Here is a 12,087-nt window from a genome sequence, read left to right as displayed (position 1 = left end):
TTTATGTTCATTTCTCTAAGTAGTCTCATTGACCGATTTATTATAAATCACTCCGCATGAATATGCAAAGACAAATTTGTGACAAAACCTGTTAAATTCATGAATGAATTGCAGGCTGTTGGCCGGGTCTGCTATTCCCCCATTTTGCACATCCTATGAAAAGAGGTATATACTATTTACTATCTCCATTTGCCGCCGGAATAACCGGGCTGGTTCAGATGCCGCTGCAGGCGTTATTTAACGGATAAGGTGAATAGGCTCACAATACTTAAGCGTATGCTTTCGAAGCGAGTTTTGCGTAGCGTTATCGGAAAGCAGTTGCTTACAAAACTTTTAGGAGGTGAAGTCATGCTGCTGGAAGCGATGTACCATGTTCCCCGCGATAAGTGGGCTTATGCCTACGATGCCAAAACCATACATCTGCGGGTGCGTACCAAACGTGATGATGTTGACTACGTAGTTGCGCTCACTGGCGACAAGTACGATTGGCAGCATACCTCTTACGACATCATAATGGAAAAAGCTGCCTCCGATGATAAATTCGACTACTGGGAAGCGGCTGTCCGTCCAAAATATAAGCGCCTCAGCTATACTTTTCGCGTCAGCAAAGGTTCGGAGACTGTGTACCTGCTCGATAACGGCATCCGTTCCGATTGTCCACAGCCGCCAAATCACTTCTACGAGTTTCCTTATATACACGGAATTGATTTGTTCAAAGTGCCCACATGGGCTAAGGATGCGGTGTTCTATCAGATCATGACCGAGCGGTTCGCCAACGGCAATCCCTTGAACGATCCGGAAGGCACTGAACCCTGGGGCGGCAAACCGAAGCTCGATAATTTCTTTGGCGGTGACCTTCAGGGTGTGCTGGATCATCTGGATGATCTGCAGGAGCTGGGCATCAATGCTGTCTACTTCACACCGCTGTTCGTCTCCCCTTCCAACCATAAATACGACATCGTGGATTATAAAAAAGTCGACCCGCATTTCGGCGATAATGAGCTGCTGAAGAAGGTCGTAGAAGAATGCCACAAACGGGGTATCCGCGTCATGCTGGACGCCGTGTTCAACCACTGCAGTGACAAATTCCCACCATTCCAGGACGTTCTCGAAAAAGGCGAATTCTCCGTCTACCGCGACTGGTTCCATATGAATTCTTTTCCGGCTGAGATTGTTGACGGTATTCCCACTTACGACACGTTCGGCTTTTATGGCAATATGCCAAAGTTCAACACCGCCAATCATGAAGTGAAGTCCTACCTGCTTGAAGTTGCTGAGTATTGGATCAAGGAGATCAAGGTGGACGGCTGGCGGCTGGATGTGGCCAATGAGGTGGATCATCACTTCTGGCGCGATTTCCGCAAAGTAGTCAAAGCCGCGAACCCGGATGCCTATATTGTAGGCGAGGTGTGGAGTGACTCCTTAACCTGGCTGCTCGGAGACCAGTTTGATTCTGTGATGAACTATCCCTTCTCGGGGACGGTGCTGGAATTCTTCAACGGCGGGATGGACGGAATCACCTTCGGCCACCGGATCGGCGGGCTCCTCATGCGTTATCCCCAGCAGACGAACGAGGTTGTATTCAATCTGCTCGGCAGCCATGACACCCCCCGCCTGCTCACCGTACTGGGGGAAGATAAACGCAAATTGAAGCTGACCGTCGTCTTCCTGTTCACGTTCATGGGCACTCCCTGTATCTATTACGGGGACGAAATCGGCCTGACCGGGGGTGAAGATCCGGACTGCCGCAAATGTATGGAATGGGATGAAACGAAGCAGGACCTTGAACTGTATGACTTCTACAGGATGATGATTGCGCTGCGTAAGGAACATAAAGCACTCCGTGAAGGCCGCTTCCGGATTCTCCAGGCCTGTGAGAATGACCCGTGCATCGTCTATGAGCGGGCAGATGAGCGGATCCATTTCACCGTCTGGATGAACAATTCACTGCAGCCCCGCACGCTCAGCCACCCGATGGAGACCGATGACTGGCTGGATGCACTGACGGGAGAAGCTGTGGTTCCGGAGGGCGGAATGATGAATGTTGCGCTTGATCCGTATGGGTACCGGATTCTGTACCGGAATTTAAGCTGAGGTAACTAACAGATAACTGTAAACAAAAGAAGGTGGTGTCCCAGAAGCCTGGAAGTGGCTGCTTGGAACATCACCTTTTTTGGCTCGGAGAGTTGGAAAATCCCACACGGATGATAGATATTCTGTAGTACACTTATAGCAATAAAAGGGGGGAATACGATGATTAAACGAGAACAGATTATTGAAAACTATTTTCAGTCATGGATTGATAAAAATATTACCGTATTAAGCAAAATCTTCGATCCAAATATCGTCTATACAGAATGTTACGGACCTGAATATCACGGATTAGACACTATAGAAAAATGGTTTGACGACTGGAATACACGAGGTACAGTTTTGGTCTGGACGATAAAACAATTTATTCACCAAGACAGCATGACTGCCGTAGAATGGTACTTCGAATGTGAGTATGAGTCAGAAACCGGAGCATTTGACGGGGTCTCATTAATTGAATTCAATACGGAGAACCTGATTGTGAATGTAAAGGAGTTCCAATCAAAAACACCACATTATTATCCGTATACATAGTACAAGAAGGCATTCCTCCCATCACCATGATCGGGGAATGCCTTTTCTATACAATAGTTCTTCTACTCCGTAACTTTATCCGAAATCTTATTATATATATCAATATACTGCTGCGCGGATACATTCCAGCTGTAATCGCCGGTGAAGGCATTCTTCGCTACTTTTTTCCAGTGTTCCGGCTTGTGGTAGAACGATACGGCGCGGCGGAGCGTATGCATCATATCATGGGCGTTATAGTCCTTGAAGGTGAAGCCATTGCCCTCTCCGGTCTCCTCGTTGTACGCATGAACGGTATCGTTAAGTCCACCGGTCTCACGCACTACAGGAATACTGCCATAACGCAAAGCCAGCAGCTGGCTGATGCCACAAGGCTCGAATTTGGACGGCATCAGGAACAGGTCGCTGGCCGCATATATTTTGCGGGACAAGGCATCACTGAATGTAATCTGCGACGACAGCTTGGTCGGATAACGCCACTGTGCCTCACGGAACCAGCGTTCGTAGATCTCATCACCGGTGCCCAGCAGGACAAACTGAATGTCGTCATAGTAGAGCAGTTCATCGAGAACCCGGGTCAGCAGATCCAGCCCTTTGGAATCCACGAGACGTGTAACCATAGCTACCATTGGAATATAAGGAGCTACAGGCAAGCCCAGTTCCTGCTGGAGTCCCAGCTTATTCTCAGCCTTTTTGACCAGGTTAGAACGGTAACGGGTGAAAATAGACGGATCGCTGGATGGATTGTAGCTCTTGGTATCAATCCCGTTGACAATTCCGCTTAGGGCATCTGAACGTGAGGTCAGCAGTCCGTCCAGGCCATATCCATAATAAGGTGTTCGGATTTCATCGGCATAGGTCGGACTGACCGTGGTGACATGATCACTGTAGACAATTCCGCCCTTCATATAGTTCACGTTCCCGTAATACTCTACCCCAGGGAAATAGCTGTTGTCGAGACCCAGCAGCTCACCCAGTACGGAATAAGGGAACACGCCTTGATACAGGAGATTATGTATGGTGAACACCGTACGCATCTCACTGTAGAACGGATTATGGCGGTAGTGCGCCTGCAGCAGCAGCGGAATTACGGCCGCATGCCAGTCATGGCAATGCAGCACATCAGGCTGGAAGTTAATCGCCGGCAGGCATTCAAGCACAGCGCGGTTATAGAAAGCGAAACGTTCGCCGTCATCCATATACCCATAGATGCCGTCACGACCGAAGTAATACTCATTATCGATAAAGTATACAGGAACTCCCTCAAAGACAATCCGTTCAATCCCGCAATATTGATTGCGCCAGCCGATCGGCACCTCAAGGACAGCGACATGCTCCATCTGGGAGGAATACTTCTCAGCGATCCCCTTGTATTTGGGCAGAATTACCCGAACATCCACTCCGGCCGCCTTAAGCGCCTTCGGCAGGGCGCCAATTACGTCGGCTAACCCGCCTGTTTTGATAAATGGATGGGCTTCAGCTGCAGCAAATAGAACTTTCATCCAGATTTCCCCCTTATAGATAAGAATAGTTTATTTAATCGTTTTGCGTCCGGATTTCTTGAGCACCAGGAATCCAAGCGGCGGAAGGTTCAGCTCCAGGCTGTTCAGCTGGTTATGCCATTCCTTCTTCTCACTCTTAACAGGTTCATTATGAATACCAGAACCGCCGTATTCGCGGGTCTCCGAGCTGAATATCTCTTCATAGGTCCCCGGACGCGGCACACCGATCCGGTAATTACGCCGTTCCACCGGCTGGAAATTGATAATGATCAGCAAAGTATCCACAGGCCTCTTCCCTCTGCGGATGTAGGAGGCAACACTCTGGCCGCTGTCATCGGCGTCAATCCATTGATAGCCCTCCATGTCATGGTCGAGCTCCCACAGCGCTTTTTCCGTGAGATAGAGCTTATTTAGGGCAGCGGTGTAAGCGAGCATCCGGCGATGGGCCTCATAATCCAGCAGAAGCCAGTCGAGCTGATCCTGATCCTTCCATTCGATGAATTGACCAAACTCACCGCCCATAAACAGCAGCTTTTTGCCCGGATGACTAATCTGGTAACCGAGCAATGCCCGCAGACCGGCAAACTTCTGCTCATAGGAGCCGGGCATTTTGTTCAGCAGCGACTTCTTACCGTGCACCACTTCGTCATGGGACAGAGGCAGTGTATAGTTCTCGGCATAGGCATAGACGATCGGGAAGGTCAACAAATTATGATGGTAGGGCCGCGCCCCGAAATCATGTTCTATGTACCCAAGAGTGTCATTCATCCAGCCCATGTTCCATTTGTAATTAAAGCCGAGCCCCCCTTCATGAACAGGTGAGGTTACGCCAGGCCAGGCACTGGATTCTTCGGCCATCATCAGAGCCTTCGGATAATACCGGAAAATCGCCGTATTCAACTGCTGGATGAACGCGATCGCTTCCAGATTCTCAAGGCCCCCGTGCATGTTCTTTCTGTACTGATGGTGCTGCTTCTCGAAATCAAGCCGCAGCATACTGGTTACGGCATCCACACGCATGCCGTCAATATGATACATCTCAAACCAAAAAAGAGCATTAGAGATCAGGAACGATATGATCTCCGGTTTGCTGAAATCAAAGGATAGCGTGCCCCAGCCCGGCTTCTCGGCCAGCATCGGATCGGCGTATTCATATAGCGGCGAACCGTCAAACATTCTCAGGCCGTGGGCATCCTTGGCAAAATGGGCCGGAACCCAGTCGAGGATAACCCCAATGCCGGCTTGATGCAGCTGATCAATCAGGTACATCAGATCCTGCGGTTCGCCGAAGCGGCTGGTGGCCGCAAAATAACCGGTCCCCTGATACCCCCAGGACAAATCATACGGGTGCTCAGCAAGCGGCATAAACTCCACATGAGTGTAACTCATCTCCGTCAGATACGGAATCAGCAGGCTGCTCATCTCTCTATAAGTATAGAGTTCCCCATTGTCCTTCTGGCGCCAGGTCCCGAAGTGCATTTCATAAATGTTCATAGGCGCATTGTACGGAGCTTTGCTCTTCCGGCGCCATGCGGCGTCGCCCCATTGGTAACCATCCAGATTCGCCACAACGGAAGCGGTGGCCGGACGTACTTCAGCTTTGAATGCGTAAGGATCAGCCTTGAGGAAGCTTGTTCCATCTGCACCATGAATCCTGTATTTGTAAAAAGTTCCCGGCTCTATACCCGGAAAAAAACGACTCCAAAATCCTGAATCGGGTATCTTATATAACGAGTCGGAGTCCAATGTTCCATCCCAGCCATTACGATCACCAGCCAGTCCTACATATGCCGCATGAGGAGCCCACACGGTAAAGCGAACGCCGGCTTGCCCTTCTTCCACGGCAATGTGCGCGCCAAGCATCGTATAGCTGCGATAATTCGTGCCCTCATGGAACAGATAAATATCTTCAGTTGACGGGAGGTTTACTGTTTTTGGTATTTCGGCCAAATCATCACCACCTTAATATATAGGATGCACCTATTACATTACCCCAATATGTGCCGTTTGAAAATGAATTTTGCAGGCGGATTCAATGATTTCTGAATAAAGAAAATTAATAATGTAATTTTTCTTGAAGCACAGCAATATAATTCACCTATGTCGTTTCAAGCGCTTGCCGGCAGGTTATATTACAAGCATTGACAAAAAAATGGGAGGGATAACAAATGAGTAAAAAAGATTGTATCGCCATGCTCCTGGCTGGCGGGGAAGGCCGCAGATTAGCCCCCTTGACCTCCAGTATGGCTAAGCCTGCAGTCCCTTTCGGAGGACAGTATAGAATCATTGATTTTCCACTCAGCAATTGTGTGAATTCCAAGATCGACACTATCGGGGTACTAACACAATATGAAGCCGATTCCTTGCATCAGCATATTGGTGAAGGTGAACCTTGGGGACTGCACAGCCGCAGCGATAAAGGCGTGAAGCTGCTTCCTTCAGGGATTGAAGGCAGAGACAGCTACTCGGGTACAGCCGATGCCATTTATAAGAACATAGAATACATTGACAGCCAGAATCCGGAGAATGTACTTATCCTGTCTGCAGATCATATCTATCATATGGATTACCGTAAAATGCTGGATTACCATGTAGGCAAAGCAGCCAAAGCCACCATTTCGGTCATGGAAGTGCCTTGGGATGAAGCCAGCCGGTTCGGTGTGATGAATGTTAATGACGATCTCCAGATCTCTGAATTTGCCGAAAAGCCAAAGGTTCCGAAGAGCAACCTCGCTTCCATGGGTATTTATATGTTTGAATGGGAATATCTGAAGGGTTATTTGCTGCGGGATGCTGCTAATTCGGAATCCGGCCATGACTTCGGCAAGGATGTCATTCCGTCCATGCTGGATGCCAATGACCCATTGTTCGCATACCGCTTTGACGGGTATTGGAGAGATGTAGGTACGGTTGACAGCCTCTGGGAGGCGCATATGGATCTTCTGCAGTCCGAGAATGGCTTCAAGCTCGACAACTCCCGCTGGCCGATGTACAGCCGGGCTTACCGTACGAAGCTGGCTGCCTATAAACCACGGGTTCAGGCACCGCCAGCAGATTGCCTGATGCACGAATCCTGCACGATGGAAGGCAGTCTTCAGCGTTCCGTTATCTTCGGCGGTGTAGAGATCGGCAAGCTAAGTAAGATCAAGCAGAGTGTAATTATGCCGGGCGTCCGCATCGGCCGCGGTGTTCTGATTGAGAATGCGATTATCGGTGAGGGTGCAGTCATCAAAGACGGCGCTGTGATTAAAGGCAGCGCGGACAATATTGTAGTTGTCGGCCCGCATGAGATCGTAGCAGCCAAACCAATCATCCGTACCCAGCCTTCCCGTCTCCTTCAGGAAGTCTATGAGAAGACCGGCCGTCTGCGCGCGGAAGGGATGCCTTCATAATCTTTAATCAGCCTTTACGGCTGCTACATAAAAGGGATACAGCTATGGTCTATCCGACCTTATGCTGTATCCCTTTTGTAGGTTCTTCCTATTCATTTGCCGGAGAGGCGGCTTGTCCTCCACTCCCTGTCCAATATGCCCATCTCGATGCAATCGGCATAGCGCCCGCCGAATATTGCGGCCTCACGTGAGATCCCCTCCCGTGTAAAACCGGCTGTCTCGTAGGTTTTCTGAGCCGCCGTATTGAAATCGAATACTCCAAGGGATATCCGGTGGAGCCGCAGCCCGTCGAAGCCGATACGCAGGACTTCACGAACCATCTGCAGTCCGATTCCCTGCCCTTGGCTCCCGGGGTCGACGACGACCCTGCTTATTCTGGCCGAACCGTTTTCACGGTCGATTGCGGATAAGCTTATATGTCCAACCGTTTGACCGGTAGCTCTTAGCACCGCACAATAGACCAGCAGACCAGATTCTGCCGGATGATTGGCTCCGTCCAGATATCGCTCTAGCTGCCGGTCATCCAGAGGGTAGGACAACGATGGACCTGCCCACTTCTTCAAATACTCCGGGGAAACACTCCATTCCCTCATTAAAGCGTAATCAGCTTCCCCCATATACCGGAGAATTACGCTGCCCGGATCGCCGGTCTCCGCTTCATACTCATACAGGTTAACCAACCGGCCTGCGCTGACATCCCGGGTACCCATATAGTGAAATCCCAGGCTCTGATAGTAACGGTTCAGCTTAATATTATGGGCTACTGTATCCAGCCTTAGACCGGCACATCCCCGTTCCTCCGCTCTTCGTAACGCAAAACGGATCATCTGGCCGCCAAGCCCCATGCCGCGGTGGGATTTGGCTACAGCGAGCCGGTGCAGATAGGCGTAGGATTCGTCATTGCGGTCTCCCCAGTACTGGATATCGCTGAACTGCAGGGTGAACATCCCGGCAAGAGCTGCTCCCTCCATGGCCAGATAAACCTCTCTGCTGCTCAAATAATCCTCTACATCGCGGATGCTGAACTGCCCCGGTGTCCACTGGTTGATTCCTTTACTCTCCATCCAGCCTGCCGCTTCACGGAGGAGCTTCAGAATATCCGCTGAATGTTCACGTCCGCCGCGGATCATCTCGAGCCTTTGTTCTGAAGAAGATTTCCCTGGTTCCTGTGTATTCATGCCTTCTCCTCCTGCACATCAACAAGCGGCAAAATAACGGTAACCTGAGTACCCTTGCCGAGCTCGCTGTCCATTTCCAGCTTGCCGTTATGAAGCTCTACAATCTGCTGGGAGATCGCAAGGCCAAGGCCGGTCCCGCCGTTAAGCGCATCGACCTGGAAGAACCGGTCCCGCACTCTGGACAGATGCGCTTCGCTGATGCCGATCCCGCTATCCCTTACGATTACGGCCATCTCCGTATTCGACAGGCGTTCAGCGGACAGGACGATACTGGAATCCTCAGGCGAGAACTTCACAGCATTGTCGACCAGATTGAGGAACACCTGCTTCAGCCGGTTCGCATCGCCTCTTATGAAGATAGTCTCTTCGCATTCCAGCAGCAGGTGAATCCGCTTCTTCTCGGCCTTGGCCCAGATATTCAGCAGCGTCTCCTGCAGTAGCACCTTGATATCCACCTGGGCAATCGACAGCTTCATTTCGTTCTGCTGCAGCTTGGAGAAGTCCAGAATCTCTTCCACCAGCCCGATCAGCCGGTCGCTCTCCTTGGAGATGATACCCATGCCCAGTTTGGTTTCCTCGGGGTCGTAGCCGCCTGAGATGAGCGTTTCACTCCAGCCCTTGATGCTGGTCAGCGGTGTCCGCAGCTCATGGGAGATCGAAGAAATGAAATCATCCTTAATCTGATTACTGCGGACAATCTCCTCTGCCATATAATTGAGCGTTGAAGCCAGTTCAGCGATTTCGTACCGGTAATCCCCCTTGATGCGGGTGGTGAACTTCCCTTTGGCCATCTGCGCTGACACAGCCGTGATATTGTTGAGCGGCCGTACAATGGAATTCGCGAGACCGAAGCTGAACAAGACCACGATCGACATAACCGCCGCCCCGATGCCAATAGAGAGCAGTGTCAGATTAAGCAGATCCTTGTTGACCCCCTCCATGGAAGTCAGGTAACGCAAGATGTAAGTTTCATGCGAGTTGATCTGCACCATCTTGGAGACGGCCATTACACTTTCATTCGTCCCGGCCTGCCGCCCCACCCAGCGCCCGACACTACCGCCCACAGCCTCGGGAACATCACTGGTGGTGATGGTCCGGTCCGGCTGAAATCCGGTGGAACTGGTAATGATATCTCCATTCAATGTCAGAACTTCTAGTTCGGTATACTCCAAGTTGAAGAAGTCGAGCAGGTTCAGGAGTTGATTCGGCGATCGTTCCGCTGAGAATTCATATTTTACGAAAGTCTCCCCCGCACTGATATGAGTGGTGATTTTGCTGTAGATGCTGTCGTAATAATACGTCCGGATCGCCAGCAGAAAAATAGTCTCCACGAGGAGAAGCGCCACAAAGACTACAAGAATATAGTGCAGTACGATCTGTCTGCGCATCCCCTTCTTAATCATTGTACCTGGCCTTTCCATTTATAGCCGTGCCCCCACACCGTCTGCAGGAATTCAGGCTCTGACGGATTATTTTCGATTTTCTGGCGCAAGCGGCGTATATTCACGTCAACAATTTTGGGATCACCCATGTACTCCTTACCCCATACGTGATCAAGCAGGGAGTCGCGGCTGAGCGGCGTATTCTCCTTCTCAAGGAAGAATTGCACCAGCGAAAATTCAGTAGGCGTAAGCTCAATCGCTTCACCGCTCTTCTTGAACTGCTTCGAAATCAGATCCAGTGTAAACGGGCCCGAGTGAAAAGAGACTTTGGCCGACTGCTCACGGTGAACATTGACCCGGCGCAGCAGGGACTGGATACGGGCAATCAGTTCGGTTGGACTAAACGGCTTGCTGACATGATCATCTGCACCCACAGACAGTGCGTATACCTTATCCTGCTCCTGAACTTTGGCTGTCAGAAAAATAATGCCGAGCCGCTCGTTAGTTTCTCTAATGCGTCTGCAGACCTCAAAGCCGTCGATGCCGGGCACCATGACATCCAGCAGGGCAATATCAATATCCGGAACCGTTGTCAGCTTATGCAGGGCCTCATTGCCGTCAGCGGCTTCGAGCACTTCAAACCCGTTGCGTTTAAGATTGATTACAATAAAACTGCGGATGGATTCTTCATCCTCCAGAATCAGTACTTTACTCATCGATTCCCTTCCTCTCTATAGAAGATTTGACTCTTCCGTTCTCTCCCCCGATGGTGTTTTGCTCCAGCTCCCCCCGGTAGCCGATCATTTTGTCCAGATCACGCCCCAGAAGCTTCCAGCCGGAGTTCTTTACCCTATCCCATTCTGCCGGTGAGAAGAACGATACCTCAGCGACAGTCTCCCCGGTGTCGAGCATAATGAATTTAAGCGATTTGTCCTGAACGGACTTGGTATCCACTGTGACATTCTTATGCCATTCCGGAGAAAAATTAATGGTAAACCGGTCCGAAGGATCATTATACAACTGAGTACTAAAGGTCAAGCCGTCTTTTCCGTCCCATTTGTAATAAGAATTGAAATAGGGTATAGTCTCAGGGTCGAAATACTCCCATCCCGAGGGAGGCTCCAGCATTCCGATCTCAATAATTCCATCCAGGTCAATATCCTCACTGACAATCTTCCGGTCCTTGAAGGTCCGTACATCCCCCGGAATGGCTACGCGCAGCTTGTTATTCTCCATAACAACAATTGTTGTATAGGCAGAGCGAGAATCCACAGCAGAGTCCAGAACTATACCTTCTTTGTTCTCCGCCACTTTTCCTGAGACAATATTGTAATAATTATCGAAATAGGGGTCCAGATTATCCAGTTCGTCAAGCACCTTGAAGCTGTCGTTATATTGGTAGGTAGTTATTGTGGCGAATTCATTGCGCTTGAAATACACGACTGTAATGTCGGCAACCCCGTCCTCGTTCAAATCATCCAGTATATATTTGGTGTAAGGCTTTGTCAGAATTTCTTCCAGCTCTCCGCCGGAATAACTGTAGACCACCATGCCCTTTTCTTCCCCGCGCGAATAGCCGGTAACAATATCAAGCTTCCCGTCACCCGTCACATCTCTAAGATCAACCGAATCCAGCATGGTTCCGTCCCCGTCAAAAACAAGCTTCTTGACCCAGGTGTCCTCATGCTTCTCCAGAATCATCCCGTGGATCACTACAGCTTCATTCTTCGTCTGGTAGAAGACAAGCGTCTCCATAATCCCATCCTTGTCCAGATCCTCGGTGAAAATAGAACTGTCATCATCATTGGCCGGACGGATCAGCGTTGCATCGAGCGGCTTCAGCGAGGAATTAATCGCTGTCATCAGCGAAGCTTTGTCAGCGGACAGCTGCGGCACCTTCATCTGGGAAACAGGATCGCTGATGAAGGTACAGCCGGACATTACAAACAGGGACAAAGAGGCTGCTGTAAGCCTTCCGAGTAACCGTTTATTCAACTTCATCACTCTCTCC

At 50.2% G+C, this 12,087-nt stretch carries 9 protein-coding genes; 3 read left to right on the top strand and 6 right to left on the bottom strand.

Features of this window, described 5'->3' with window-relative positions:
• The first annotated feature begins 348 nt into the window (after nucleotides 1–348).
• A complete protein-coding gene (locus MKX70_RS20795; RefSeq protein WP_042236833.1) occupies nucleotides 349–2,094 on the top strand; it encodes an alpha-glycosidase in 1,746 nt (581 codons plus the stop codon).
• 159 nt (nucleotides 2,095–2,253) lie between these two features.
• Nucleotides 2,254–2,625 (top strand): nuclear transport factor 2 family protein, encoded by a 372-nt coding sequence (locus tag MKX70_RS20790; protein ID WP_340785725.1) that lies wholly within the window; start codon nucleotides 2,254–2,256, stop codon nucleotides 2,623–2,625.
• A 62-nt stretch (nucleotides 2,626–2,687) separates the two neighbouring features.
• Here the strand turns inward: MKX70_RS20790 and glgA are convergent, their stop codons facing one another.
• On the bottom strand, nucleotides 2,688–4,124 hold the full coding sequence (glgA, locus tag MKX70_RS20785) for a glycogen synthase GlgA (RefSeq protein ID WP_340785723.1): 1,437 nt from the start codon (nucleotides 4,122–4,124) through the stop codon (nucleotides 2,688–2,690).
• Nucleotides 4,125–4,154: 30 nt separating this feature from the next.
• On the bottom strand, nucleotides 4,155–6,074 hold the full coding sequence (glgB, locus tag MKX70_RS20780) for a 1,4-alpha-glucan branching protein GlgB (RefSeq protein ID WP_042236836.1): 1,920 nt from the start codon (nucleotides 6,072–6,074) through the stop codon (nucleotides 4,155–4,157).
• 218 nt (nucleotides 6,075–6,292) lie between these two features.
• Between glgB and MKX70_RS20775 the strand changes: the two genes are divergently transcribed.
• Nucleotides 6,293–7,516: a glucose-1-phosphate adenylyltransferase gene (locus MKX70_RS20775; protein ID WP_340840639.1), complete on the top strand. Its 1,224-nt coding sequence runs from the start codon at nucleotides 6,293–6,295 to the stop codon at nucleotides 7,514–7,516.
• Nucleotides 7,517–7,608: 92 nt separating this feature from the next.
• Here MKX70_RS20775 and MKX70_RS20770 read toward each other — a convergent pair whose 3' ends face one another.
• Genes MKX70_RS20770 through MKX70_RS20755 form a run of 4 tightly spaced genes read right to left on the bottom strand, consistent with a single transcriptional unit; the run spans nucleotide 7,609 to nucleotide 12,071 of the window.
• On the bottom strand, nucleotides 7,609–8,694 hold the full coding sequence (locus MKX70_RS20770) for a GNAT family N-acetyltransferase (protein ID WP_340840638.1): 1,086 nt from the start codon (nucleotides 8,692–8,694) through the stop codon (nucleotides 7,609–7,611).
• Complete coding sequence (locus MKX70_RS20765) at nucleotides 8,691–10,097, bottom strand: sensor histidine kinase (protein WP_042236839.1); 1,407 nt, start codon at nucleotides 10,095–10,097, stop codon at nucleotides 8,691–8,693. Before MKX70_RS20765 ends, MKX70_RS20770 begins: the two co-directional genes overlap by 4 nt.
• Nucleotides 10,094–10,792 (bottom strand): response regulator transcription factor, encoded by a 699-nt coding sequence (locus tag MKX70_RS20760; protein ID WP_039299112.1) that lies wholly within the window; start codon nucleotides 10,790–10,792, stop codon nucleotides 10,094–10,096. The genes MKX70_RS20765 and MKX70_RS20760 overlap by 4 nt, the downstream gene beginning before the upstream one ends.
• On the bottom strand, nucleotides 10,785–12,071 hold the full coding sequence (locus MKX70_RS20755; protein ID WP_340785714.1) for a hypothetical protein: 1,287 nt from the start codon (nucleotides 12,069–12,071) through the stop codon (nucleotides 10,785–10,787). The genes MKX70_RS20760 and MKX70_RS20755 overlap by 8 nt, the downstream gene beginning before the upstream one ends.
• Between the last annotated feature and the right edge of the window lie 16 nt (nucleotides 12,072–12,087).

Source organism: Paenibacillus sp. FSL R7-0312 (genome assembly GCF_038004445.1).
GTDB lineage: Bacteria > Bacillota > Bacilli > Paenibacillales > Paenibacillaceae > Paenibacillus_AQ.
Note: the sequence above shows the minus strand (reverse complement) of the source record. Positions and strands in the feature narration are given on the sequence as shown.